General features: G+C 41.2%; 27 protein-coding genes and 2 pseudogenes. 5 read left to right on the plus strand and 24 right to left on the minus strand.

Annotation, left to right across the window (positions count from 1 at the left end; translation table 11 throughout):
• Nucleotides 1-187 precede the first annotated feature (187 nt).
• From QM843_RS02245 to QM843_RS02280, 8 genes are all read right to left on the minus strand, one after another.
• Nucleotides 188-649 carry an ECF transporter S component gene (locus tag QM843_RS02245; RefSeq protein WP_173234673.1) on the minus strand — a complete coding sequence of 154 codons (462 nt, stop codon included), beginning with the start codon at nucleotides 647-649 and terminating at the stop codon, nucleotides 188-190.
• On the minus strand, nucleotides 627-1400 hold the full coding sequence (locus QM843_RS02250) for a bifunctional hydroxymethylpyrimidine kinase/phosphomethylpyrimidine kinase (protein ID WP_414304433.1): 774 nt from the start codon (nucleotides 1398-1400) through the stop codon (nucleotides 627-629). Before QM843_RS02250 ends, QM843_RS02245 begins: the two co-directional genes overlap by 23 nt.
• On the minus strand, nucleotides 1390-2139 hold the full coding sequence (gene truA / locus QM843_RS02255) for a tRNA pseudouridine(38-40) synthase TruA (protein WP_023946244.1): 750 nt from the start codon (nucleotides 2137-2139) through the stop codon (nucleotides 1390-1392). Before truA ends, QM843_RS02250 begins: the two co-directional genes overlap by 11 nt.
• Before the next feature lie 99 nt (nucleotides 2140-2238).
• Nucleotides 2239-3390 carry an MFS transporter gene (locus QM843_RS02260; RefSeq protein WP_023946242.1) on the minus strand — a complete coding sequence of 384 codons (1152 nt, stop codon included), beginning with the start codon at nucleotides 3388-3390 and terminating at the stop codon, nucleotides 2239-2241.
• 321 nt (nucleotides 3391-3711) lie between these two features.
• The gene (locus tag QM843_RS02265) at nucleotides 3712-4341 is read right to left on the minus strand and encodes a Pr6Pr family membrane protein (protein ID WP_000033942.1); all 630 of its coding nucleotides are present in this window, start codon (nucleotides 4339-4341) and stop codon (nucleotides 3712-3714) included.
• A gap of 2 nt (nucleotides 4342-4343) precedes the next feature.
• Nucleotides 4344-4682: a zinc ribbon domain-containing protein YjdM gene (locus tag QM843_RS02270; RefSeq protein ID WP_001061584.1), complete on the minus strand. Its 339-nt coding sequence runs from the start codon at nucleotides 4680-4682 to the stop codon at nucleotides 4344-4346.
• 130 nt (nucleotides 4683-4812) lie between these two features.
• Nucleotides 4813-5484: a (d)CMP kinase gene (gene cmk / locus QM843_RS02275; protein ID WP_371483474.1), complete on the minus strand. Its 672-nt coding sequence runs from the start codon at nucleotides 5482-5484 to the stop codon at nucleotides 4813-4815.
• 9 nt (nucleotides 5485-5493) lie between these two features.
• A complete protein-coding gene (locus QM843_RS02280) occupies nucleotides 5494-5985 on the minus strand; it encodes an SAG1386/EF1546 family surface-associated protein (RefSeq protein WP_023946238.1) in 492 nt (163 codons plus the stop codon).
• A gap of 45 nt (nucleotides 5986-6030) precedes the next feature.
• Between QM843_RS02280 and QM843_RS02285 the strand changes: the two genes are divergently transcribed.
• Complete coding sequence (locus QM843_RS02285; RefSeq protein ID WP_004235080.1) at nucleotides 6031-6228, plus strand: ferredoxin; 198 nt, start codon at nucleotides 6031-6033, stop codon at nucleotides 6226-6228.
• A gap of 57 nt (nucleotides 6229-6285) precedes the next feature.
• Here the strand turns inward: QM843_RS02285 and QM843_RS02290 are convergent, their stop codons facing one another.
• The 6 genes from QM843_RS02290 to QM843_RS02315 all read right to left on the minus strand — a co-directional run bounded on the left by QM843_RS02290 (nucleotide 6286) and on the right by QM843_RS02315 (nucleotide 13394).
• Entirely contained in the window at nucleotides 6286-7251 is a 966-nt protein-coding gene (locus QM843_RS02290) for a glycosyltransferase family 2 protein (RefSeq protein ID WP_143953023.1), read from the minus strand.
• A gap of 1 nt (nucleotide 7252) precedes the next feature.
• Nucleotides 7253-8272 carry a UDP-glucose 4-epimerase GalE gene (galE, locus tag QM843_RS02295; RefSeq protein WP_049502394.1) on the minus strand — a complete coding sequence of 340 codons (1020 nt, stop codon included), beginning with the start codon at nucleotides 8270-8272 and terminating at the stop codon, nucleotides 7253-7255.
• A 102-nt stretch (nucleotides 8273-8374) separates the two neighbouring features.
• Entirely contained in the window at nucleotides 8375-9478 is a 1104-nt protein-coding gene (locus QM843_RS02300) for an NAD(P)/FAD-dependent oxidoreductase (RefSeq protein ID WP_371483477.1), read from the minus strand.
• Nucleotides 9479-9494: 16 nt separating this feature from the next.
• A complete protein-coding gene (locus tag QM843_RS02305; RefSeq protein WP_237447006.1) occupies nucleotides 9495-10292 on the minus strand; it encodes a Nif3-like dinuclear metal center hexameric protein in 798 nt (265 codons plus the stop codon).
• Nucleotides 10279-10956, minus strand: coding sequence for a tRNA (adenine(22)-N(1))-methyltransferase (locus tag QM843_RS02310; RefSeq protein WP_201058882.1), 678 nt, complete (start codon nucleotides 10954-10956; stop codon nucleotides 10279-10281). The genes QM843_RS02305 and QM843_RS02310 overlap by 14 nt, the downstream gene beginning before the upstream one ends.
• 101 nt (nucleotides 10957-11057) lie before the next feature.
• Nucleotides 11058-13394 (minus strand): cation-translocating P-type ATPase, encoded by a 2337-nt coding sequence (locus tag QM843_RS02315; protein WP_237447007.1) that lies wholly within the window; start codon nucleotides 13392-13394, stop codon nucleotides 11058-11060.
• A 133-nt stretch (nucleotides 13395-13527) separates the two neighbouring features.
• Here QM843_RS02315 and QM843_RS02320 point away from each other — a divergent pair, with 133 nt between their 5' ends.
• Nucleotides 13528-14277, plus strand: a complete 750-nt coding sequence (locus QM843_RS02320; RefSeq protein ID WP_064275970.1) for a lysophospholipid acyltransferase family protein — start codon at nucleotides 13528-13530, stop codon at nucleotides 14275-14277.
• A gap of 42 nt (nucleotides 14278-14319) precedes the next feature.
• On the opposite strand, the gene QM843_RS02325 is transcribed toward QM843_RS02320, so the two are convergent.
• The 6 genes from QM843_RS02325 to rpsO form a co-directional block, all read right to left on the minus strand.
• Nucleotides 14320-15012: an alpha/beta hydrolase-fold protein gene (locus QM843_RS02325; protein WP_237447008.1), complete on the minus strand. Its 693-nt coding sequence runs from the start codon at nucleotides 15010-15012 to the stop codon at nucleotides 14320-14322.
• Nucleotides 14993-16003: an ABC transporter substrate-binding protein gene (locus tag QM843_RS02330; protein ID WP_414304434.1), complete on the minus strand. Its 1011-nt coding sequence runs from the start codon at nucleotides 16001-16003 to the stop codon at nucleotides 14993-14995. Before QM843_RS02330 ends, QM843_RS02325 begins: the two co-directional genes overlap by 20 nt.
• 19 nt (nucleotides 16004-16022) lie before the next feature.
• Nucleotides 16023-16778 carry an ABC transporter ATP-binding protein gene (locus tag QM843_RS02335; RefSeq protein ID WP_414304435.1) on the minus strand — a complete coding sequence of 252 codons (756 nt, stop codon included), beginning with the start codon at nucleotides 16776-16778 and terminating at the stop codon, nucleotides 16023-16025.
• A 1-nt stretch (nucleotide 16779) separates the two neighbouring features.
• Nucleotides 16780-17826 (minus strand): FecCD family ABC transporter permease, encoded by a 1047-nt coding sequence (locus QM843_RS02340; RefSeq protein WP_000949314.1) that lies wholly within the window; start codon nucleotides 17824-17826, stop codon nucleotides 16780-16782.
• Nucleotides 17827-18061: 235 nt separating this feature from the next.
• Entirely contained in the window at nucleotides 18062-18676 is a 615-nt protein-coding gene (locus tag QM843_RS02345) for a CadD family cadmium resistance transporter (RefSeq protein ID WP_414304436.1), read from the minus strand.
• Nucleotides 18677-19230: 554 nt separating this feature from the next.
• A complete protein-coding gene (gene rpsO / locus QM843_RS02350; protein ID WP_001018251.1) occupies nucleotides 19231-19500 on the minus strand; it encodes a 30S ribosomal protein S15 in 270 nt (89 codons plus the stop codon).
• Between the two features lie 204 nt (nucleotides 19501-19704).
• On the opposite strand from rpsO, the pseudogene QM843_RS02355 reads away from it, so the two are divergent.
• The 3 genes and pseudogenes from QM843_RS02355 (at nucleotide 19705) to thrS (ending at nucleotide 22655) form a co-directional block, all read left to right on the plus strand.
• Nucleotides 19705-20078, plus strand: a pseudogene (locus QM843_RS02355) (hypothetical protein).
• Between the two features lie 256 nt (nucleotides 20079-20334).
• Nucleotides 20335-20658: a nucleoside triphosphate pyrophosphohydrolase family protein gene (locus QM843_RS02360; RefSeq protein ID WP_218756938.1), complete on the plus strand. Its 324-nt coding sequence runs from the start codon at nucleotides 20335-20337 to the stop codon at nucleotides 20656-20658.
• Between the two features lie 53 nt (nucleotides 20659-20711).
• The gene (gene thrS, locus QM843_RS02365) at nucleotides 20712-22655 is read left to right on the plus strand and encodes a threonine--tRNA ligase (protein ID WP_023945494.1); all 1944 of its coding nucleotides are present in this window, start codon (nucleotides 20712-20714) and stop codon (nucleotides 22653-22655) included.
• Nucleotides 22656-22898: 243 nt separating this feature from the next.
• Here the strand turns inward: thrS and QM843_RS02370 are convergent, their stop codons facing one another.
• From QM843_RS02370 to QM843_RS02385, 4 genes and pseudogenes are all read right to left on the minus strand, one after another.
• The gene (locus QM843_RS02370) at nucleotides 22899-23948 is read right to left on the minus strand and encodes a DUF389 domain-containing protein (protein WP_247949577.1); all 1050 of its coding nucleotides are present in this window, start codon (nucleotides 23946-23948) and stop codon (nucleotides 22899-22901) included.
• Complete coding sequence (locus QM843_RS02375; RefSeq protein ID WP_000825751.1) at nucleotides 23945-24268, minus strand: potassium channel family protein; 324 nt, start codon at nucleotides 24266-24268, stop codon at nucleotides 23945-23947. Before QM843_RS02375 ends, QM843_RS02370 begins: the two co-directional genes overlap by 4 nt.
• An 81-nt stretch (nucleotides 24269-24349) precedes the next feature.
• Nucleotides 24350-24547, minus strand: a pseudogene (locus QM843_RS02380) (DUF389 domain-containing protein); the annotation flags it as partial.
• A gap of 290 nt (nucleotides 24548-24837) precedes the next feature.
• A complete protein-coding gene (locus QM843_RS02385; RefSeq protein WP_004242726.1) occupies nucleotides 24838-26349 on the minus strand; it encodes an ATP-binding cassette domain-containing protein in 1512 nt (503 codons plus the stop codon).
• Nucleotides 26350-26469 lie beyond the last annotated feature (120 nt).

Here is a 26469-nt window from a genome sequence, read left to right on the forward strand (position 1 = left end):
GATTTCGGAACTTTGAAAACTTCAAAAAACGGATTTTTATCGCTCTGAATATCAAAAAAGAAAGGACGAAATTTGTCCTTTCTCGAGCTTAGCTTTTCATCAACCCACTACAGTTGACAAAGAGCCAAGTTTTCAACACCTGATACTATGCGTTTTTCTTATTTGAAAGACTTTTGACTCAGTCTCTTTACTTAATCTTCTTGATACTTTGACTAAGAATAAATCCTACAATCATCCCTACTATATTTTGCATGAAATTTGGTAAAATTTCTGGTAGGGCTGCAGCCCAGCCATTCATCAATGTAGAACCCAAGGCGTAACCCCCTACCATGGCAATCGTTGCTAAGATAAGGCCTAACCACTGAGTTTTTCCTTTAAATCCTGCGAAAAATCCCTGCAAGCCATGGTTGACCAAGCTAAAGAACATCCACTGAGGATAGCCTGATAAGAGGTCAATCAAGAAACCTGCTAGTCCTCCTACTACAGCCCCTTCACGACTACCAAAGTAGAAGGCCGTAAAGAAGACACCAGCATCTAAAAGAGTTAGAATGCCTGTCGGTGTTGGAATTTTTAAGAAATAGCCTAGAACCACAGAAAGGGCGGTTAAGAGGGATACAAGGGCGATTTTAGTTGTTTTGGTTTGCTTCATATTGTCTTACTCCATACTGATCTGCTTGTGCAATGGCACGGTAAACGAAAGCCTTAGAGCTTTCTACTGCTGATAAAAGTTCATCACCTTTAACCAAGTGACTGGCAATGCTAGAGGCAAAGGTACAACCTGCGCCAGCATTTTGCCCTTGGATGACAGGATTTTCTAGGACTGTAAAGTTTTGTCCGTCATAAAAGACATCTACAGCCTTGTCCTGACTAAGGCGATTGCCTCCCTTGATAATGACTGCTGGCGCTCCTAAGTCATGCAATTTCTGAGCTGCAGTTTTCATGTCTTCCAAGGTTTTAATTTCCTGACCAGCTAGTAATTCTGCTTCAGGAAGATTAGGCGTAATCACACTGACATGAGGGAAAAAGCGAATCAACTCTTGGCAGAGTTCACTAACTGCTACGTCGTGCGTTTCCTTGCAGACCAAGACAGGATCCAGAACCACAGGCACTCCTGGGCGTTTCTTGATAAAGTCCAATGCCTTCTCAGCCACACTGACAGTAGGGAGAAGACCAATCTTAATTCCCCCAAACTCCACATCACGCAAGCTATCTAATTCATGTTGAAAAATGGTATCGTCAGTTGGAAAGACTTCAAAGCCCTTTTCCGTCAAGGCTGTCAAACAAGTCACTGCTACAAAGCCATGCAAGCCGTTCAAGGTATAAGTAGCCAAATCAGCTGACAAACCACCACCACTAAAAATATCATTTCCAGAAAGTGCTAAAATACGATTATTCTTCATAACGAATCTCCTTTAAATATAAACCATTTGGTGCTGCAGTGGGACCTGCAAGCTGCCTGTCCTTTTTCTCCAAGATGAGGTCAATCTGCTCTACTGGCATGCGGTTATTGCCGATTTTAAGCAGTGTCCCCACCATATTACGAATCTGCTTATACAAGAAACCATTTCCTGAAAAGGTAAAGGTCAAAAACTGGCCTGTCTCATCAACCCTAAGACTAGCTTCTGTGATGGTGCGAACCTTATCCTCTACACTAGTCCCAGAGGCTGTAAAGCCGGTGAAATCATGAGTGCCTTCTAATTTTTTGATAGCCTCCCGCATCCGTTCCACATCAAGCGGATAAGGAAAGTGGGTGGCATAGTGACGGCGCATCGGATTTTTGGGACGGCCCCTATCCACGATAAACTCATAGGTCTTACTGTGCTTAGCATAACGGCAATGAAAATCATCCGCCACAAGCTCAATCGAAATCACATCAATATCTTCAGGGGACTGAGTGTCTAGAGCAAAACGGAGCTTCTCCTCATCCATTTGATAAGGCAGGTTAAAATGAATAACCTGTCCCAGGGCATGAACCCCACTATCTGTCCTACCAGCACCGTGAACAGTAATGGCTTGCCCTTTATTTAACTTGGTCAAGGTTTTTTCAATTTCTTCCTGAACACTACGCGCATGAGGCTGGCGCTGAAAACCAGCAAAGGCGTAACCATCATAGGAAATAGTTGCTTTATATCTTGTCATAACTTCTATTTTATCAAGAAATTAGTCTGTAAACAAGGCCCTAAATCAAATAGTGTCTGGGTACAAAAATCCAAAAAAGAAAAACTTAGGAAACCAATCCTAAGCTCTCTTTTGAAGTAGGTACATGACAAAGATAGAGGTTACAATTAACCAAGATCCTAAGATAGCAAAGACCAACATCCCATTGTGAGTTAATAAGCCAATTGCACCTAGAACGAATGGAGTCGTAAAGGCTCCGAAACTACAGCCTAAAACTGCAAATGAGGTTGCTTGATTGAGGAGTTTAGCTGGAATTCTTTCAGAGACAAGTTGAAAGACTGTCGTCAAGGCTACACTGTAGGCAAAGCCAGCCAGAATACTTCCTGCCACTACCACCCACAAGGATGGAGACAAGGCAATCACAATTTGCCCCAAGCCGAAGGTAATACCAGACCAGAGGAGCAGTTTCTCTTTAAATATTGAAATCAGGAAAGAAAAACTCACACCAGCCACAATCCCGATTAACTGCATGACACTAAGAACAAAACTAGATAACTGGGCATCTCCCAGTCCTCTTTCCACCATCAGACTTGGAATACGGATGGTAATAGCTGTATTGGTACAAACTACAACCGCCGCTTCAATAGCTAAGATAAAAATCAAGCCCTTCATTTCCCGAGTTAAGCGACTTGCTTCCTTCGTTTTTTTCTTGACTTCTTTCTTTTCTTTTCCATAAGGTACAAAGAGCAGATAAAGGATCAGAACTAAAAATCCAGCACTATAAGCTAAGAAAGTAGCTGTCCAACCAAAGGCCAACAATTGGCCGACTGCCAAGGTAATGAGAGAAGCCCCAACGACCTCTGCAGAACCGCGTAGCCCTAACATCTGAATTCTCGTTTTTCCTTGATAGCGTTCACTGATAATAGAAATGGCCTTGGCATTGATCATCCCAACACCTAAACCAAAAAGAATCCGTGTTCCAAAGACAAAAGGATAAGCTTGGTACCAAAAGGGAGCAGTTCCACTTAGTGATAAAATCAGCAATCCCAAACTGATCTGTAAGCGCTCAGGAAATATTTTTTCTAAGAAACCATTTAGTAATAACATAATCATGATTCCAAAGGAAGGCAAGCTCGCCAAGAGCTCAATTTGTTCCTTAGGATAACCTTGATAATAGTCAAACATGGCTGGCAGGGCACTCGAGATGGAAAAGGATGTAATCAAAACGAGAGAGAGAGCCAAAATACTGGCCCGTTCTAAAAATTGTTTCATGAAATCTCTTTCTATATTTCTCTTAATCTTCTACTTTTTTGATAGTTATCAAACAGGCAAGAAAAGAAGAAGCCTCTTTGGTGTATAGACTCCTTCTTAAACTAGAAAATGAATCCCTTGTGTCTTATACTCAATGAAAATCAAAGAGCAAACTAGGAAGCTAGCCGCAGGTTGCTCAAAGCACTGCTTTGAGGTTGTAGATAGAACTGACGAAGTCAGCTCAAAACATGGTTTTGAGGTTGTAGATGAAACTGACGAAGTCAGTAACTATATATACGGCAAGGCGAAACTGACGTGATTTGAAGAGATTCTCGAAGAGTATTAGGATGACTTTCTCTTGATTTGCTTAATAAAGTAGAAGATAAATCCTGCCACCATATAGGCAACAAAGATAATCAGACACCACTTGAACACGACATCCCAACCCTTGTTCACATTCAAAAAGAAGTAAGGGAAGGGACTGACCTTAGAATTAGGAACATCAAGTTTCAGTACCAAGCCATTAAAAAGAGCAAAAATCATATAAAGCAAGGGTAAAATCGTCCACACAATTGGATCCCAAATCTTGTATTGACCCTGTTTGTCAAAAAAGAGGGTATCTGCTAAAAACCAGAGGGGAACGATATAGTGGCAAAGGAAATTTTCTAGAGTATAGAAATTAGTCGCAATGGGTGCCAAGAGGAAATGGTAAATCACACAGGTAATCATGATACTCATGGTGACCCCACCTTTTAAGCGCAAGAGACTTGGTCTTTGCCAGTTTTCACCTAAACGGCTCATAACCTTTAGGAGATAGAGCGTAAAAATCGCGACTAAAAGGTTGGACAGAACCGTATAATAGAGCAACATCCCAAATCCACCATGCTTGGCGATTTCAAGATAAACTCCCGTAAAAGCCGCTAGAAACAAGAAGATACGGCTATAAAATACAAGTTTATAGTGTTTTGACATGCTTAAATTTTCTTCACAAACTCTGATTTGAGTTTCATGGCACCAAAGCCATCAATTTTACAGTCGATATTGTGGTCGCCCTCTACGATGCGGATATTTTTCACGCGCGTCCCTTGTTTCAAATCTTTTGGCGCACCTTTTACTTTCAAGTCCTTGATGAGGGTTACAGTATCACCGTCAGCCAATTTATTCCCGTTGGCATCGATAGCAACAAGGCCCTCTTCTACATCTGCAACTTCAGCAGGATTCCACTCATGAGCACACTCTGGGCAAACCAGTAGGGCACCGTCTTCGTAGACATACTCTGAGTTACATTTTGGGCAATTTGGTAGGTTGTTCATGGTTTCTCCTTATCATCATTCACTATTCTTTGAAAATCAAAATTTCTCGAACAGCAACTATTATACCTTAAAATCAGCATTTTGACAAATTTAGAAAAAAACCGATATCAATCTATCGGCTTCTCTACATTTACATTCTTTTTTCAGCTTCTGCTTTGATTTTTTCAACTACTTCTTGAATGTTCAAACCAGTTGTATCAAGGTAGACAGCATCCTCTGCTTGTTTGAGAGGTGAAGTCTCACGATGACTATCCTTGTAGTCACGCGCAGCAATTTCCTCTTTTAGGGTTTCAAGGTCTGTTTCAATTCCCTTGGCAATATTTTCCTTGTAACGGCGCTCTGCTCTTTCATCTACCGAAGCTACTAGGAAAATTTTCAATTCTGCTTGTGGCAATACAACAGTCCCAATATCGCGACCGTCCATGACAATCCCACCTTGCTGGGCAATCTCTTGTTGGAGAGAAACTAGTTTCTCTCGTACTTCAGGAATTGCTGCAATAGCTGAAACATGATTGGTCACTTCATGTTCACGAATAGGATGGGTAATATCCACATCTCCTACAAAGACAAGTTGTTCTCCAGTTTCTGAGCGTCCAAAACTGATTGGATGCTGGTCCAATAAGGCTAAAAGTTCTTCAACTTGTTCAACTCCTAATTGGTTCTTGAGAGCCATGTAGGTCGCTGCACGATACATAGCACCTGTATCTAGATAGGTATACCCAAAATCTTTAGCAATAATCTTAGCAACCGTACTCTTACCACTGGAAGCTGGACCATCGATAGCAATTTGAATCGTCTTCATTTATGACTCCTATCTAGTCTTAATCACATCTCCAGGATTTGCAAACCAAGATCCTGTAGCCATATGTCCAGGATTCAATGCTTCTAATTGAGCAATTGAAATACCTGCACGAGCGGCAATAGCTGCTTCTCCTTCTCCAGCCATAACTTTTGTAGTTCCTTCTGGATCATTTGGATGTTCTGAGCTACTAGATGACTCTTCTACCTTCTCCTCTGAACTAGAAGATGCCTGCTCTGAACTACTACTAGATGTAGAAGAAACTTGCTCTACTTTTGTATCTGAATCGTGAAAATCTTTCAAGGCTGCTGTGCGATTACTCCCACCCGATGAAAGATAGATCAGAACAATAATCATCACGACTACAATCACAAAGAAAATACTTGCTAAAATAGTCAAGATACGATTAGCCAGCACTCCTCCACCTTGTTCTCTCTTGCGACGTTCTGATCTTGTTTCTTCTTGATTCTCATAAATATCTTCTTGCCACGGTTCTTTTGCCATACCTTACTCCTTGTTTTTTTTTACTTTTCTTATTACAATATAAATATGAAAATCACACTTATACCTGAACGCTGCATTGCCTGCGGGCTTTGCCAAACTTATTCTGAATTATTTGATTACCACGATAATGGAATCGTGCGTTTTTACGATGACCCTGACCAACTAGAAAAAGAAATCTCTCCTAGTCAGGACGTCGTAGAAGCTGTTAGAAACTGTCCAACACGTGCCTTGATTAAAGATTAACCCTGATATCGACAAGAACGTTCCACTCCTTCTAGTTTAGCATATTTCCATGCAAAATTATAGTCTTTTCTCTTTATTTTTTTCTGTAAAATCAGGAAGGTCACTTTTTTCTTTGACGAGATAAAGTGGTCTTTTTTTAGTCTCTAGATAAATCTTACTGATATACTTGCCGAGAATCCCAATGGTCAAGAGTTGAATCCCTCCGAGAAAGAGAATAACAGCCATCAGAGAGGTCCAACCCGATGTCGGATTGCCCAAAATAAGGGTTCGAACTACAACAAAAAAGGTCATAAGTAGAGAAATAAAACAAGATAAGAGACCTGCCACAAAGGCGATAATCAAGGGAAAATCTGAAAAGTTAACAATCCCTTCAATAGAGTAGAAAAAGAGTTGCCTAAAACTCCAACTGGTCTTGCCAGCCTGCCTTTCGACATTTGGATAGTCCAGATAGTGGGTTTTAAAGCCGACCCAGGCAAAGAGTCCCTTCGAAAAGCGATTGGACTCAGTCAAGCTTAAAATGGCATCCACTACAGATCTTCTCATCATGCGAAAATCACGGACACCTGACGGCAAGGCTACTGGACTAATTTTTTGCATAAGACGATAAAAGAGATTAGCACAGAAACTGCGAAAGAAGGGTTCTCCCCCTCGACTGGTTCTGCGTGTTCCAACACAGTCCAAGTCTGCATTTTTGTCTAGTAGAGCTTTCATCTCAAGCAACATACTAGGAGGATCTTGGAGGTCTGCATCCATCACCACCACCAAATCTCCTGTCGCATATTGCAAGCCTGCATAGAGAGCTGCTTCTTTGCCAAAATTTCGAGAGAAAGAAATATAATGAACTGCCGGATTTTGCTCCCGATAGGACTTTAAGAGTTCCAAGGTCCCATCACTTGATCCATCGTCGACAAAGACATACTCGATTTCTGTCTCCAAATCTGGAAGTAAAGCTTCCAAAGCCTGATAAAAAAGAGGAAGTACTTCCTCTTCGTTTAAACAGGGGACAATGATTGACATCACCATCTTAGTCTTCAAATCCATTTGGATGCTTGCTTTGCCAACGCCATGCGTCTTCACACATTTGGGTGATGCCTAATTCTGCTTCCCAGCCGAGTTCTGCTTTGGCTTTTGCAGGATCTGAATAGCAGGCTGCGATATCCCCTGGGCGACGGTCTACGATACGGTAAGGAATTGGACGTCCCACCGCTTTTTCCATGTTTTGGATAATTTCAAGAACTGAGTAGCCTTTACCTGTTCCAAGGTTATAAACGTTTAGGCCTGAACCTTTTTGGATTTTTTTCAGAGCTGCAACGTGACCTTTAGCCAAATCGACAACGTGGATATAGTCACGAACACCAGTTCCATCTTCCGTATCGTAATCATCTCCAAACACTTGCACTTGCTCTAATTTTCCAACGGCTACTTGAGTCACATATGGCAAGAGGTTGTTTGGAATACCATTTGGATTTTCTCCTAGGTCTCCACTTTCATGAGCTCCGATTGGGTTAAAGTAACGAAGCAAGACCACATTCCATTCTGAGTTTGCCTTGTAGATATCGGTCAAAATTTCCTCAAGCATGAGTTTGGTACGGCCATATGGATTGGTCACTGAAAGTGGGAAATCTTCCAAGATTGGCACTGTATGAGGATCTCCGTAAACTGTCGCAGAAGAACTGAAAATGATGTTTTTACAGTTGTTTTCTTCCATGACCTTCAAAAGACTAACAGTTCCAGCGATATTATTGTCATAGTAGGCAAGAGGAATACGGGTAGATTCACCGACAGCCTTCAAGCCAGCAAAATGAATGACACCAGTTGGTTCTTCTTGCTTGAAAATATCTCTGAGTGTATCTGTGTCACGGATATCTGCCTCATAAAACGGAATTTCAACTCCTGTGATTCTTTCAACAACTTCTAAACTTTTTCTGTTACTATTAACAAGGTTATCCACCACAACAACTTGATGACCTGCTTGGATTAACTCAATAACAGTGTGGGTTCCGATAAAACCTGCTCCACCCGTTACCAAAATCTTTTCTTGCATCTTCTTTCCTCGATTCTCAGATTATTTTTTCTTATTTTACCATTTTTGATAGGGAATGTCATTTGCCATCCTAGAGGGTAGGATAAAATTTCAGTAAAATGCTTATTCGCTTTTTACCCGTTTGACATAGTTTTCAATTGGGTAGTTTAGAGGGTCCAAGGTCAACTCCTTGTCTTGGATCAGTTGAGCTAGATGGTAACCAATGATAGGACCAGTTGTGAGGCCTGAGGAACCTAGTCCACTAGCAGCATAGACACCTGATAAGCCAGGTACTTGTCCAAAGAAAGGAGAGAAATCACTGGTATAGGCACGGATTCCCACACGCTCAGCTCTTGAAGTCGCTACTGCCAAGACTGGATAGTGAGGCAAGGCTGCCTCCTCCATTTGTTGGAGTAAGGTTTCATCTACCGTCAAATCAAATCCCATATCATTTTCATGGGTAGCGCCTAGGGATAATTTCCCACCTGCAAAAGGAATCAAATCCCACTCCCCTTCTGGCATAACAACAGGGTAAGCTTCCATGTCTTGGGCAAGTTGATAATCTCGGAGTTGCCCCTTTTGGGGACGAACATCTACTTCATAACCTAAAGGCTCTAACAGATGTCCCAACCAAGCTCCCGTCGCCAAAATAACCTGATCAAACACCTCTTCGTCAATCTGGTAACCTGATGCTAAAGGTATCAGAGTCACTTTTTCTTTGACCAGCTTGACGTGACTGGCTTCCAGCAAACGAGTCACTAAAAGTTGGCCATCTACTCTCGCTCCACCAGAAGCATAGAGCAGGTGATCAAATTCCTGCAAGCCAGGGAATAATTCATTAGCTGATGCTGAGTCCAGAATGGCTAATTGCCCTATCAAAGGAGATTCTTCTCTACGCTGGAGGGCTAGTTGATAGAGTTCTTCCAACTTAGTTTCATCCTTTTTCAGGAGAAAGACTCCCGAACGCTGGTAAAAGTCGATTTCTTGTCCTGACTTCTCTAAATCTGCTAATAAATCCACATAAAAGTCAGCCCCCAAGCGCGCCATTTTGTACCAGGCCTTATTGCGGCGTTTGGAAAACCAGGGGCTGATAATTCCTGCTGCGGCCTTAGTAGCCTGACCTTGTCCATGATCAAAGACTGTTACTTCTAGATCACTTTCTTTCGAGAGGTAGTAGACAGCTGTTGCACCTACAATCCCTGCTCCAATAATGGCAACTTTTTTCATTGTCTTCACCTTCTAACTAGATATGGTGGAAAGGATTGGTCGATGCTTGACTAGGTAAGATATCAATAGTCCAGCCTTTTTCCTCTTTCCATTGATTAAGAAGCTCTGCAATTTTTTCTACAAAAAGCACTTCGATATAGTGACCTGGGTCCAAGGCTAGCAAGCCATCAGACAGCATATCCTGAGCAGTGTGGTAGTAAATATCACCAGTGATATAAACATCTGCCCCCTTTGCCAAAGCATCCTTATAGAAAGACTGCCCGCTACCACCACAGATGGCCACTCTTGAAATAGGCTTCTGCAAATCTCTCTCTTGATAATGCACCAATCGAAGGCTATCTAAACCAAAGACTTGCTTGACATGCTGGGCCAATTCCCCAAATGTCTGAGGCTGAACATTCCCAATACGTCCAATTCCACGTTCAGGACCTGTCTCCTGCAGATAGGTCGTTTCTTCGATACCTAGCATCTGACAGAACCAATCATTGAGACCATTTTCAACGATATCAATATTGGTATGGCTGACATAAACTGCAATGTTATGCTTGATGAGGTCGATGTAAATCTGATTTTGCGGACGGCTAGATACCAAGTCCTTGATAGGACGGAAAATCGGCGCGTGCTTGGCAATAATCAAGTCCACACCCTTTTCAATGGCTTCAGCCACCGTTTCTTCACGAATATCGAGAGCCACCATGACCCTTTGGATATCCTTGTCCAAAGTGCCAATTTGCAGACCACGACTGTCTCCCTCCATGGAAAATTCCTGAGGACAAAAGGCTTCATACACGTTAATCACTTCACTTGCTAACATGGAGCACCTCCTTGATGGCTTGAATTTTATCTACTAGAACTTGACGTTCTTCCAAATTTTTTTCAGGGATTTGTCCAAGGGCGAACTCTAGCTTAGCAGCTTCTTTTTGCCATTTTTGGACAAAGACTGGACTGATCTCTTTGGACAAGAAAGGTCCAAAGCGAACATCACTGGCTGATAGCTTCATTTGTCCTGCTTCCACCACCAAAATCTCGTAAAACTTGCCAGCTTCTTCTAAGATGCTTTCAGCTACAATCTGAAATCCGTTCTCTTGTAGCCAGATACGCAAGTCGTCTTCACGATTATTGGGCTGAAGGATCAATCGTTCTACATTAGCTAACTTGTCCAAGCCTTCTTCTAAAATCCTAGCAATCAAACGACCACCCATACCAGCAATGGTAATGACAGACACTTGGTCTGACTCTTCAAAGGCTGCCAAGCCATTGGCTAAACGAACCTGGATTTTCTCCTTTAGGCTGTGAGCCTCAACATTTTTGACTGCAGATTGGTAGGGACCTTCCACCACCTCACCTGCAATGGCACTTTCGATTTTTCCTCTTTCGACCAAGTCGATAGGCAGATAAGCATGGTCACTTCCCACATCTAGTAAAATAGCTCCCTGTGGCACAAAGGAAGCCACTAATTCTAATCTCTTTGAAATCATTTTCTCTCACTTTCCAAAACTCTATTACCTCTTATTATACCACATTTCAGCTGGCAATCTTGTACCTAAAAAGACCGCAATCCACAGATTGCAGCCTTTCTTTATTTTCTGGCTTGATAGCGACTAGTCAGGATGAAAATCACGGTAAAGACCAACATCATGACACCATAAACAGGTAATGTTTGTCCTGTTAAGGTTGAAATTTCAAGCAGTTTTTGAATTCTTGGGAAGAGAGCTGTGGCTAGGAAGCCTCCTACTGACCAAACAATCAGGAGGACACGCCATAGGGTAAATGGCATGCAGGCTCTAAATACAGATAAGAAACCAATTGACCCCAAGAGATAATAGAGTAGAGTTGAAATTTCTAACTCAGACCAACCTTGGCTACTTCCAAATATTTTCACAAAAAGAACGCTGAACACAACCATGAGAGCACTTGGTAGAGCACGAAGCATGGATCTTCTGAGGAAGTTTGGCTCAACAGGTTTGATATTTCGCTCAAAAGTCAGAACGAATGGTGGGAACCCTTCCACGAACTGGTCAATCATGGTAATCTGGATCGGAATGAAGGGGAAAATCAAGATCCACTCAGACCGACCTAGTAAAGCACTGGCGATACAGATAACTGCGAGCAAGAATGAGTAGATGGTCTTTATCAAGAAAATCGGTGCAATGTGGGCAATATTATTAACCACACGACGACCTTCAAAAAGAATCTCAGGAACATCATTAAAGTCAGAGTTCAAGAGAACCAGATTGGCAATCTGACGAGTCGCTGGATCTCCCTCAGCCATCACGATAGAACAATCCGCCTCACGAAGGGCCAGGATATCATTAACTCCATCCCCTGTCATAGCTGTTGTATGCCCCGCTTTTTTCAGTGTTTGGATGATGAGTTTCTTTTGATGAGGGGAAACACGTCCGAAAATAGCTGTCTCCTCAGCCATAGTAATCAATTCCTCATCCGTAATTTTTGAGCAATCTACATAACTGTCATAGTCTGCAAAACCAGCCTTCTGGGCAATGCTGGATACCGTAACTGGATTGTCCCCAGAAATGATTTTGAGTCCCACTTCTTGAGAACGAAGATAGTCCAGCGTCTCAGCTGCTCCTTCTCGTATCGGGTCCAAGATTTCTAGCAAGGCTAGAGCCTGAATATCAGATGGTTTCTGTGGTTTGTGATGGTCTAATTTCTCCTGACTGAGAGCTAAGACCAAGACACGTGACCCTCTCTCCAAGGCCTCCCTGGCTTCTGGGGCTTCAGAGTCCAGCAACATCTCAGGCGCACCTAAGAAAACTGTCCCCAAACCTTCCAATTCCATAGCTCCCCACTTGCGATCGCTTGAGAAAGGAAGATTGGAAAGCATAGGATAAGAAACTTCTCCCACAAAACGCTTTCGAATAGCTTGGGCTGTTGGATTTTTATCTTCACTATGAGCCATGTAACTAGTCAGGATGCTGGCAATAGCCTCTTCATCATAATCTTCCATCAGCGGAAGAACAGCCTCCACCTGCATTTTTCCTTGGGTGATGGTGCCCGTCTTGTCCAGACAGAGCATATCCACGCGCGCCAGGGTCTCAACAGAGTACATCTCCTGCACCAAGACCTTTTTCAAGCCCAACTTAATCACTGCAGTCAAGAGCGAAGTAATGGTCAAAAGGGCAATTCCCTTAGGCAACATTCCCAGTAGGGCTGTCGACGAATTTACAACGGACGACTTAAGAGGCAAACCTTTTAAAAGCAAGGCTTCTAGCAAGAGAGCCAGACCAAAAGGAATGATAATCTTCCCAGTAAAACCTGCTAACCTATCCAGCGATTTCATGATACGGGAGTTAATAGGTTTAACGGTCTTGGCTTCCAGCATGAGTTTGGCAGCATAGTTGTCAGCACCGACATGGTGGACTTGAGCCAAAACTGACCCACTTGCTAGGAAGCTTCCTGACAAAAGCAAGGCGTCAACTTCCTTTTGCACCAAATCACTTTCCCCCGTCAACATGGCTTCATTGACTTCCGCAAATCCTTCCAGAACCAAGGCATCACTGGGAATCTGCTCCCCAGCAGACAAACGAATGACGTCTCCTAGCACCAATTCTTCAGGATTGAGGGCAACTTCCTGTCCATCACGAATGGTTTTGACCTTTTCCTTGGTCATGAGATTGAGCTTATCTACCATGTGTTTAGCCCGCAGCTCGGTCACAATACCAGAAAAGGTGTTAAAGCAGATAACAGCAAAGAAGACCAGATTGCTCCAAGCCTGCACAAAGGCTAGTGCCAAAACAATAGCAAAGTTCAAAGCATTAAAAAGAGTAAAGACATTTCGTTTAACGATTTGCCAAGTGCTGGTACTAGCCGATGCGGTAAAATCATTGACCAAGCCCTTAGCCTGTCTTTCCTTGACTTCTATTTGGGTTAATCCCATAATCTTATTTTTATCCATAAATTATATCATATCATTTTTTCTAAAAGAATTCTAATCTCATCCCAAATATGCACCTAGTCAAGGGAAAAAGTTTGCCAGCCCTCCTTTGATAAGGTATAATATTAACAAGAAAAGAATCGAAGGAGATCGCATGTTTTATACTTATTTACGTGGATTGGTTGTATTGCTACTATGGTCCATCAATGGCAATGCCCACTACCATAATACCGATAAAATTCCTAATCAAGATGAAAATTATATCCTGGTTGCGCCTCACCGCACCTGGTGGGATCCAGTTTATATGGCCTTTGCGACTAAGCCAAAACAGTTCATCTTTATGGCCAAAAAAGAACTCTTTACTAACCGTATTTTTGGTTGGTGGATTCGTATGTGTGGTGCCTTTCCTATCGACCGTGAAAATCCTAGCGCCTCTGCCATAAAATATCCTATCAATGTCCTAAAAAAAAGTGACCGCTCTCTCATCATGTTTCCAAGTGGAAGCCGTCACTCAAACGATGTTAAGGGTGGCGTAGCCCTGATTGCCAAAATGGCCAAGGTTCGTATCATGCCAGTTACCTACACAGGTCCCATGACTTTGAAGGGCTTGGTTAGCCGTGAACGTGTCGACATGAACTTTGGAAATCCAATCGATATTTCAGACATCAAGAAAATGAATGATGAAGGAATCGAAATGGTTGCAGACCGTATCCAAACAGAATTCCAACGTCTGGACCAAGAAACGAAACAATGGCACAACGATAAAAAACCGAACCCACTCTGGTGGTTTATCCGCATCCCTGCCCTCATCCTTGCCATTATCCTTGCTATCTTAACCATCATCTTTAGCTTTATCGCAAGCTTCGTCTGGAATCCAGATAAGAAAAGAGAGGCTCTTGGTTAAAAAATACAACAATCCCTTGGCAAAAGCCAAGGGATAATTCTTTTATTTGATTTTCCATTTTTGTGCCAACCAGCCGGAAAAGGCTAGAAATCGCTCAGCCACTTGTTCATGGTGCCCATAAGGATCAAAGACAAACTGACCTTTCGGATAGCGTTTTTGAAGATCGGTATGGATCTGTTCAGCATAAGCTGGTGCTTGAGCCAAGCGATTAGTATGATAGGCTCCTTCTGTTTGACCATTTTGTAAATACAGCAAACAATCTAGATTTTTCACTGTCTCTTTCTTGCAGTAAGCCACAAAATCAGGATACCAAAAAGAACCGCAGATAGAGAAAACACAGGAAACCTTGTCAAAGCTGAAAAGACTGTAAACTGCCGCCAAACCACCTAGTGAGTAACCTCCATAAGCAAGGCGAGTTTCGTCCAGACGATAAAGCGACTGCAACTTGTCTAAAAGACCTCCAAACAAATGATCATGATAGACCTTGGCCTGACCTCCAAAATCTGGAGCCCCATCTCTCAGAGCAGATGCCTTCCAGGGAGTGTAATCGTCTAAGCGATTTTTAGAGGTCAAGCCCACTAAAATCACAGATTCGGAAAGGGAAGATAGGAAATCCAAGTTTCCATCATTCAATAAAATAGCCGGATAGGTTTGATTGGGGTCGTAGTTAGAAGGAAGGCTGATTTTGACTTGAATTCCTTCCCAATCAAACTTATTATTTATTGATAAAGTCATTGATTTTCTCAAGGGAATCAATCACTGCTGGACCATAGTCCATCAATTCATCGTAAGAGATGGTCATGATTTTTTGATTCTTAATAGCAGGAACGCTTTCCAAAACAGCATTTGCCTTCATCAACTCTACTGCTTTTTCATCCAATTTTTTATTGCGGTCGCTGGTTACATAGATAATCAATTCAGGATCCATTGACACGAGGTTTTCCAAGGTCAAACCTGATGTCCCCGTAGCAACGTTTGTATAACCAAGTTGGTTCAGCAAACTTTCTTGCAAAGCAGACTTGTAGGCACCGAAGGTTTCATCATTATACGCAACCATAATCAAAGCCTTTTTCTTTTCACCTTGACTTGCTGGATTTGCTTTCTTAACAGCATCAATTTTAGTTTGTAATTGGGCTGCGTATTCATTGGCCTTGTCCTGAACATTAAAAATCATTCCAAGATTTTTGACATCTTCTACGATATTCCCCAAATCTTGCTGAATTGTTGAGAGAGAAGCTTTTTGTGTATAAACTGGGATTTTATTTTCATTCCAAGTGCTAACTGTCCCCAAGGATTTTTCAGAAAACATCATGTTTCGACCCATCACAGAGTCTGGCTCATAAGAAAGGACTGTTTCTTGTGAGACTGTTTTTTTATCTCCAATTTGAGGAATCGTCGCAATCGCGTCCTTGTATTTGTCCGTCACAGCATTGTCTGGATTGAGCATGCCAACAATTTTATCCTTCAACCCCAACTCCAATAAAATTTCAGTGGTTGAAAGATTATTTGTAATAACTTTTTCAGGTGTCTTGTCAAAAACTTGTTCGACTTCATTTCCTTTAGCATCATAAGTTTTGATAGTTAGCGGATAAGTCGTCTCTGCGTTAGCCTTTTGACTTGTTTCTGTGCTAGATTGTGTGGTAGCTTTTTCTGTAGTAGTGTTACCACAAGCTGCCAAAGTTAAGGTAGCTACTGTTACCAGTAAAATGCTTAGTGTTTTTTTCATCTTATTTTCCTTTTCATTTTTATAAATAGTGAATCATGGCTTGCTGATCCTCGGTCCAAGTCACCTGACTTTGAACTCCATATACAGTTTGCAATGACTCAGGGGTGATGGTCTCCTTTGGAGTACCTTGGTACAGGATTTCCCCCTCTTTCATCAGATAGAGATAATCCGAATAGCGACAAGCAAGTTGAATATCATGCAGGACAGCTAGAACATTGACCTTGAGCTCCTTCACAATGGCCAACAAGTCTAACTGATACTTGATATCCAGGTGATTGGTTGGTTCGTCCAGGAGCAAGAGAGTCGGTTCTTGCGCCAAGGCGCGGGCTAGTAAGACTCGCTGTTTCTCTCCCCCTGACAGAGACGAATAGAGACGAGTTTTCTTCTCGAGCATATCCACCTTAACGAGGGCATCTTGAACGAGGGCATAATCCCTTTCCCTTTCCTTCTGTAAAAAAGAGAGGTGGGGAGTTCTTCCCAGCAAGACGATTTCTTCAACTGTACAATCAAACTGCAGTTGGTTAAACTGGGTCACAACTGCCATTTGCTTGGCTGTTTCTTTGAGCGTCCATTGTTCCAGAGGCTTTCCATCTAGGCTTATCAAGCCTTTGTCCGCCTTTTCCTGACGATAAAGGAGTTTAAGTAGACTGGTTTTTCCACTTCCATTTGGTCCTAATATCGTGTGAAATTGATGCCCTTCAACCTTAAGAGAGACTCCTTTGATGATTTTTTTCTCTCCTAGTCCAAAATGGATATCCTGACAAATCAAGTCCATATCAGACCCTCACCTCCCTTCGCCTACCTCCAACAATGTAGATAAAGAAGGGAGCACCTACTAAGGCTGTGAAAATACCAATAGGAAGCTCTGCGTTTGGAATGATAATACGAGAGAGTACGTCTGCCCAGATGACAAAGAGGGCACCTAACAAGGTTGCAACAGGAAAAAGCCTCTTATAATTCGTTCCTACTAACCCTCGAGCTAAATGTGGAGTAATCAGACCGACAAAACCAATAATCCCACAGGTTGCCACTAATACTGCTGTCAGCACAGCCACCATGGTCACATAAAGATACCAATAAAAGCGTAAGGGAATTCCCAAAGTTAAAGCAGCCTCATCTCCCATCATCATCGCATTGAAAACACGATACTGAGTAGAGAAAAATAGAAAGGCTATTCCTACTACTATAGTTGGCAGGACCAAGTCTGCCCAGGAAGTCCCAGCGAGCGAACCCATGGTCCAAAACTTAATGGTCATCACACTGTCCGCATTAGCGCCAACTGAGATAATAAAGTTGGAAAAAGCTAGAAAGAGAGCATTGACCACCGTTCCTGATAAGATCAGACTAGATGTTGTCATCCTTCCCTGCATAGAGGCAATGATGAGAACAGCAATTGTTGCCAAAATAGCTCCAAGAAAAGCTCCAAGGCTAATCATCACTTTTAAACCAAGAATGATGCTCAAGGTTGCACCTAGAGTTGCACCCGCAGATATTCCTAAGACATAGGGCTCTGCGATGGGATTGTTCACTGTAGACTGCATCACACTACCACACATAGAAAGGCCTGCTCCTACTATCAGACCTAACAATACTCGGGGGAATCTCATGTTCCATACAATGGCAAGAGTAGACTTGGAAACCTCTCCTATCTCAAGAGGAAATCCCAACCTGCTCAAGATAATCCGATAAGTATCTCCTAGATCAATCGCAACAGATCCCATTGAAACTGCTAGAAAGAGAGAAATCCCTAAAATACCTAGCAAAATAACTAAAAGTAACACAAATTGCTGGTCTTGTCGGCTTCCAGAAAATTTGGAAAGCATGCAAACCTCCTTTGATAGAATCTTAAAAATTTAGAAAATTCTCATGAAAAGTATACCATATTTTCAACAATGGAACAAGATGAGAACAAATGAATATAGTTGGTCTTACAGTGCTAATAATCGTAACCGAAGATTATACTTGAGTATATCGAGGTAAAGTGACAACATAAAAAGCCCTCTGAAAATCAGAGAGCTGATTTGAGCTCGGGCTAAAATCCTAGTGAAACAAAAAAATCTACACGGTCAGAAAAGTCTCTATCGTGCCATTTTCATACATGATGTATAGTCCAAGTAGAATGAATACTAAGGGCACAATGATTCGCTCGTATTTTTCAATTGTCTCGAATATTAACGGAATAGAGGATAACACCCGACTAAGCTCGCATAAGATAATTATGCCGATTACAAACACAAGCAACGCCACGAGGGTCTGTGACCAATCTAACGAAGCAAAATAAGGTATATAGATACCTAAATTATCTCCGCCAGACGCAATTGTCAGCAATGTAACTGTCCAAAATAGTTGATTTGCCTTGCTTTGTTCCAATCTTTCAATAATTTCTTCCTCTTCTTCGTCCTCACCTTCTCCAACAATTGCAAAGCGAATCCCTAAATAGATAGGGATTAAACCAAGCAATCCAACCATCCATTCTTCAGGCACGAAATTAACGACATAAGCAGCAACTAAACTCGCCCCTACAAGTAAGCCTGTGCCTAGATATTGCCCCGCATAAATATGCCATTTTTGTTTATTCTGTGATAGCTGTGCAAATAAAATAATTAAAATAATTAAATAATCGATACTGGTGGAAATATAAACACCAATAGCAGATATAATTGTCTGTCCCATAAAAAACCTCCTGTATTGGTCAGTAATAAATCAGCAGATTTTAGGAGAGCACAGACACATTAATTTAGCTATCGCTAGTGGGTAATGTCGAACGTAGGAAAGCATTTTACTCCTCCTCAAAACGTAGTTACAAAGTAATTTCTAACTGGAATTCGGTGACTACTTCCATGTAAAGTATAACATACTATACTTTACTTCGTAAAGTGTGGGCTCTCCGAGGGGGCTTGCAGACAGCTACTCGGCTTTTCAAGCCGAGTAGCTGCGCACCCTTATGGTGTAATTAGCTGATACCATTTGAGGTTTTTGTAGTCTCCAAAATTGTGATCGATAAAACCTCAATAAAAAAGCCCTCTGAAGTCAGAGAGCTGATTTGAGCCCGGGCTAAAATCCATACAAAAAAGCTACCCATTTTAGAGTAGCTTCATTATCAAGATATGCTCAATTGAACACGGCCTAAGCACTTGGCAAAAAAGATAAAATTTCCTAAAAACTAAAGTTTCTTCGTCAATTTTCCTATTTTTGCTTTGTGCTTTTGACGGCCTTTGTATCTTGAATTAACGACGAAGTCCTAGAGAGTTGATCAACTCACGGTAACGGTTAACGTCGTTTTTACGCAAGTATGCAAGCAAGTTACGACGGCGACCGATTTTTTTCATCAATCCACGGTAAGTAGCGTGGTCTTTTTTGTGTTGTTTGATGTGTTCGTTAAGGTGGTTGATTTCCCAAGTAAGGACAGCAACTTGAACCTCTACTGAACCTGTATCACCTTCGTGACGTGCATATTGTGCGATGATTTCATTTTTTTTCTCTTTTGAGATTGCCATGATGTTTCTCCTTTTTATTTGGCTTCATCCGAGTGACAGGTTGGCATGCCTGTAACCAAGAAGAAGTTATTTGTCTTTACGACAATCCCTATTCTACCAATAACTAACTTCTTTGTCAACAGATTTACTTTCTTGTTTTAAACATGCTATAATAATCATAGCAAGAAATCCAAGTTGTCTGTTTTTTAAAACGAGGTGATTATCATGCGTAGATTCTATTCCCATCTCCCCTACTATCTGGTCATATTTTTCTTTTATTGGCCACTTTATGAGTTGGTCTTGCTAGTTGTTTCTGACCCCCTTACACTCAAGGGACTCTGTATAAACAATCTTCTCTTCTTTACACCTCTGGTAATCTTGATTATATCGCTACTTTATAGCTACCGTTTCCGTTTCTCACTTTGGTGGTTAATTGGTAACGGACTGCTCTTTTGCTTTACTATCATAACCTTTGGTGAGTTTATACTAATTTACTTGCTAATCTATGAAACCTTGGCTCTGGTGGGCATGGCTTCCGGTATTGGCATCAAGCATATTCTACAAAAATGAAAAACAAAAAACTTTCACAAAATCCTTGAAAAATCTCACAATCATGCTATAATAATCCATAGAGACAAGTCACTTAGTCCCTTTCTACTAGAGAGTGCGTGGTTGCTGGAAACGCATAGAGAGCCTAAACTGATACTACTCTTGAGTTTTTTATGAAAACATAAAACGGTGGCCACGTTAGAGCCAATCAGAGGTGTCCCTCTCTTTTGAGGTACATAAATGAAGGTGGAACCACGTTGCGACGTCCTTTTGAGGATGTCGCAATTTTTTATGAGGAGGCTAACTATGGAGTTGCAAGAATTAGTGGAGCGCAGTTGTGCAATCCGACAAGCTTATCACAAACTGGAAGTTAAGCATCATGATTCCAAGTGGACGGTAGAAGAAGACCTCTTGGCTTTGTCTAATGATATTGGAAATTTCCAACGACTAGTGATGACCAAGCAAGGACGCTACTATGATGAAACACCTTACACACTGGAACAAAAACTTTCAGAAAATATCTGGTGGCTAGTAGAACTTTCTCAACGTCTGGATATAGACATTCTGACGGAAATGGAAAACTTCCTCTCTGATAAAGAAAAGCAATTGAACATTAAGACTAGGAAGTAGTCTGCAAAAAAGTCAATGCTTAGAAACTATGAAATAATAAAAAGGAGAACATCATGATTAACATTACTTTCCCAGATGGCGCTGTTCGTGAATTCGAATCTGGCGTTACAACTTTTGAAATTGCCCAATCTATCAGCAATTCCCTAGCAAAAAAAGCCTTGGCTGGTAAATTCAACGGCAAACTCATCGACACTACTCGTGCTATCACTGAAGATGGGAGCATCGAAATTGTGACACCTGATCACGAAGATGCCCTTCCAATCTTGCGTCACTCAGCAGCTCACTTGTTTGCCCAAGCAGCTCGTCGTCTTTTCCCAGACATTCACTTGGGAGTTGGCCCAGCCATCGAAGACGGTTTCTACTACGATACTGACAACACTGCCGGTCAAATCTCTAACGAAGACCTTCCTCGTATTGAAGAAGAAATGCAAAAAATTGTCAAAGAAAACTTCCCATCAATTCGTGAAGAAGTGACTAAAGACGAGGCACGTGAAATCTTCAAGAACGACCCTTACAAATTAGAATTGATTGAAGAACACTCTGAAGACGAAGGTGGTTTGACTATCTATCGTCAAGGTGAGTATGTAGACCTCTGCCGTGGCCCTCACGTCCCATCAACAGGCCGTATCCAAATCTTCCACCTTCTCCATGTAGCAGGTGCTTACTGGCGTGGAAATAGCGACAACGCTATGATGCAACGTATCTATGGTACAGCTTGGTTTGACAAGAAAGACTTGAAAAACTACCTTCAAATGCGTGAAGAAGCTAAGGAACGTGACCACCGTAAACTTGGTAAAGAGCTTGATCTCTTCATGATTTCTCAAGAGGTTGGTCAAGGACTTCCATTCTGGTTGCCAAATGGTGCGACTATTCGTCGTGAGTTGGAACGCTACATCGTAGATAAAGAGCTAGCTTCTGGCTATCAACACGTCTACACTCCACCACTTGCTTCTGTTGAACTTTACAAGACTTCTGGTCACTGGGATCATTACCAAGAAGACATGTTCCCAACTATGGACATGGGTGACGGGGAAGAATTTGTTCTTCGTCCAATGAACTGTCCGCACCACATCCAAGTCTTCAAACATCATGTTCACTCTTACCGTGAGTTGCCAATCCGTATCGCTGAAATCGGTATGATGCACCGCTACGAAAAATCTGGTTCCCTTACTGGTCTTCAACGTGTACGTGAAATGTCTCTTAACGACGGTCACCTCTTTGTGACTCCAGAACAAATCCAAGAAGAATTCCAACGTGCCCTTCAGTTGATTATCGATGTTTATGAAGACTTCAACTTGACTGAATACCGCTTCCGCCTCTCTCTTCGCGACCCTCAAGATACTCACAAGTACTTTGACAACGATGAGATGTGGGAAAATGCCCAAACCATGCTTCGTGCAGCCCTTGATGAAATGGGTGTGGATTACTTTGAAGCCGAAGGTGAAGCAGCCTTCTACGGACCAAAATTGGATATTCAAGTTAAGACAGCCCTTGGAAAAGAAGAAACTCTTTCTACTATCCAACTTGACTTCTTGCTTCCAGAACGCTTCGACCTTAAATACATCGGAGCTGATGGCGAAGAGCACCGTCCAGTTATGATCCACCGTGGAGTTATCTCAACTATGGAACGCTTCACAGCTATCTTGATTGAGAACTACAAGGGTGCCTTCCCAACATGGCTTGCACCACACCAAGTAACCCTCATCCCAGTATCTAACGAAAAACACGTGGACTACGCTTGGGAAGTGGCTAAGAAACTCCGTGACCGTGGTGTTCGTGCAGATGTAGATGAGCGCAATGAAAAAATGCAGTTCAAGATCCGTGCGTCACAAACAAGCAAGATTCCTTACCAATTGATCGTTGGGGACAAGGAAATGGAAGACGGAACAGTCAACGTTCGTCGCTACGGACAAAAAGAAACACAAACTGTCTCAGTTGATGACTTTGTTCAAGCTATCCTAGCTGATATCGCCAACAAATCACGCGTTGAGAAATAAGAGATAAAATCCTAGCTACCTAAAAAGCAACAACTATTTCAGCTGTTGCTTTTTATATTTTTACTCAATGAAAATCAAAAAGCAAACTAGGAAGCTAGCCGCAAGCTGTACTTGAGTACGGTAAGGCGACGCTGACGTGGTTTGAATTTGATTTTCGAAGAGTATTATTTAATCCGAGCTAGTAGTGATTGACCAAACCACCACACAAGATTTGCTTTCATGAGTTAGATAAGGTCAATATCCTCAATCCTTGTCTGCTTCATTTTCTTTTACGAGATCTTTTTGTGAATCTTTTTCAGAGAGTTTTTGATCAATATACTTGTCAATGGTTTCATAAAATTCCTTGGTCGCTTCACTATCTAATGTTGGCGAGTTCTGAACTTGATTCACTTTCAATTGAACAGATTGAATACCGTAAGAGGCTTGTTTTTGGTGGAGTGTTTCTAATTCTTCTTCTGAAATCGGATCTCCAACAACCGTCAAGACCAATTCATTGTTACTTGACTTGTAGACTTGATTAATAACCGTATAATTGGCGAACTCTTTTCCTACAAACTGTTTGATCCCTTCTTTGCGCGCTTGTTCTATTGTCAGAGTAACTGCCGAATAGCTAGCTGGAAGAATCAACAATACAATCAAAGATATCAAGCCAATTCTCATTTTAATGCTCAGCTCTTTAAATGAAGTTAAAGGAGATTTTCTCATCAAAATTCTTGTTCCAACAATGTTGGCTAGCATGATAAAGACACAGTTGATCAAGAAAAGATAGAGAGCCCCCAATAAAAATCGTACATTCCCATTAGCTAAACCATAGCCAGCAGTACAGATAGGCGGCATCAGAGCTGTAGCAATGGCTACTCCTGGCACGATATTGTTTGCTTCTTTTTTCCTTGAACCGATCACACCAGCAATCCCACCAGCAATAGCAATGAGGACATCCCAAATGGTTGGAGAGGTTCGTGCAATCAACTCGCTACTTGCATAAGACAAGGGAGAAATCCAGAAATACAGAGTCGAGACAAGCAAACTGACCAACACTTGAGTCAATAAAACCTCTAGAGATTGCTTGATTAAACGCGTATCAAAAATAGCTAAACCGAATCCCAGTCCAACAATCGGTGTCATGAGAGGTGAAATCAACATGGCTCCTATAATGACAGCTGTTGAATTCATATTTAGTCCGATAGAGGCAATAAAAATTGCACACATCAAAATCGCTGTATCTCTCAATCGAACATGAAGGTCATCGTATAATTTCTCACGGTATTCCCGTGTTGAATAATTGGCAGTCATTTGTCCTCTCCTCTTTCCTTATTTAAATTGGTATAATAATTAAAAATAACAGCTGATAAACAGCCAAAAAATATGAGCCCATAAATCGTCAAGAAGACACTGGTAATCCTTCCAATCAAGGTCACAGCTAGGAGATCCCCGTAGCCGACAGTCGTCGAAGTCACAAAAGCATACCAAAGACCGTCTCCGTAATTTGTGATAGCAGGTTCAACTAGGAAAAGCACGCCTCCTGACCCAAAAACAAAGGTCACAAAACTCAGAGCAAACCGAGTAAAACCCGTAACCTGCATAATATGCCATAACATTTTTAAACGTTTCATTTGTTCTCCTTATTCATACTAGCTCCTGACCGAGCCGTTTTTTTCCAATAATCAAAGTGAAGATAGGACATGATCTCCATCACCAAACCCCAGTCCAACAATCGGTGTCATAAGAGGGGAAATCAGCATGGCTCCAATAATGACAGCTGTTGAATTCATATTTAGGCCAATAGAGGCAATAAAAATCGCACACATCAAAATCACTGTATCTCTTAATCGAACATGAAGATCATCATATAATTTCTCACGGTATTCACGTGTTGAATAGTTTCCAGTCATTGGTTACTCCTTTTATTTCGTATAATTTTGTTTCTGCATGGATGATGGTAGAGAGACTTCTGTCCAATCTTACATATTTTTCTTCTCACCTGTTATTCTTTTGAAAATTATCCTTTAAATATCCGTCAGTCCATCCTTAACATTATATCAAAAATTTTACAGTCTTTCTTCGAAGAAATCTATCAATTGAATAGATAGATGAAGCAAGAAATTTTTGTTTCCTTATCCGAAGAAGGAAAAACGGTATCTCCTGAACCTTGATACTATGCGTTTTATTCTTTATAATTTAGCTATTTCAAAATTACAAGTTCTCCATTCTTAATTTCCCAAACTTGGTCAAACTTACTTAATAATTCGTTTTGGCGATGTAAAGTAACAATGACGGCACTTGGTAGTTCCAGAACTCTTTCCAATTCCATTTTAAACTGATTAGTATCCAAGGCAGAGAAAGGTTCGTCTAGGATAAGCAATGGATTTTTACGATTTTTCTCACGATTTAAATACATTCGTTGTTGCTGACCACCTGACAGGGATTGTGGTGGAATTTTTTCAAAATCTTCTTCTCTGAATTTTTCATTGAAACTATTGAATAGCGTTACATTATTTTCATAACTCGAAATAAATGTATGTTCTTGTTGCAGAATCATACCGAATCTTCCCCAAAGATGGTCCAAAACAAGCCCATCTAGCACAATTTGTCCTTCAAAATCTTCATCTGTTCCATTTAAAATGTTGAGAAGACTACTTTTTCCAGACCCATTCTTACCAATAAGCGCAATTTTATCCCCTTTTTGAATCGTAGCGGAAGTAATTATCAATTTTGATTCTCCCAGTTGTTTGGAAATGTTTTTCAAAGTAATCGTATCAAAAGAATGTTGAGGTGCTTGAACTGAAACGGGTCTCCCAACAATGTTTTGAAAACTCTTGATTACAGGCTTTACGGACTCTAACATTTGTAAATCATAAAGGATTTCCTGTATTGGTTCAGAAAAAGCATTAATATATCCGAAACTCGCCACCACCTCAGGAATACCGAGTTGCTGGTGAGATAGAGAGTAGGCTAAATAAATAAACAGAACAAGACTAATGAATTCAAAAGAAACACCTGTCAATAAGATGCCTGTAATTTTTGTCAAACCATACTTAAAATACTTATCCTGCAAATTCTTTAGAGAACTCTTTTGTTGATTCAAAAAATGCGACATAGTTAGTTTATTTACCAAATGATGTCCCATGAGCAAATCCTCCAAAGTTCGATAGTAATCTCCTTGTTTTTTCAAGTAAACCTGTCTACGATTAGCGGTCAACTTCCCAACGATTTTAGGAATTTGAATACTAATTCCAGTAGAAAAGATTAAAATCAGTGATACAATAGGATTAATTGTTCTGCTAATAATGAAAGCGTAAATGATGATACGTAAAATTTGTTTGATAAAACTCATCAATGGAGGAAGGTAATCCTTTTCCAACGAATCTAGGTCATTAGATTGATAGGAAATATACTCTGCTACTGTTTTCTGCTTGAAATCGTGGTGACTGAGTCCCAGAAGTGAACGAAACCACTCATTTTTCAAAGTAGTCGAAAAGATAATCCCCTGCTTCCAATCAAGTATCATTTGGATATAGTTACAACTCAAATAGCCAGCCACTGACATAGAGTAACCATATAGAGCTACTTGATAATCCCCTTTGATTAATGCCTGCGTGAAATACGGTAACAAAGCTGTGCAGATATTCGATACTACACCAAAAAGAAAATTAAAGAAGAGATACCATCTAATAGTTTTAAGATATGGTAGCATATACGATACTCCTTGCTAATGCGTTTTTTTACATATCGCAGAACAATCTCTACTATTCCCTATTTCAGATAGTCCGATACTCGGACATTGAGTGCAATAATTGTAAATCACACAAGTACT

This window comes from Streptococcus mitis (assembly GCF_047463435.1).
Taxonomy (GTDB): Bacteria; Bacillota; Bacilli; order Lactobacillales; family Streptococcaceae; genus Streptococcus; species Streptococcus mitis_DS.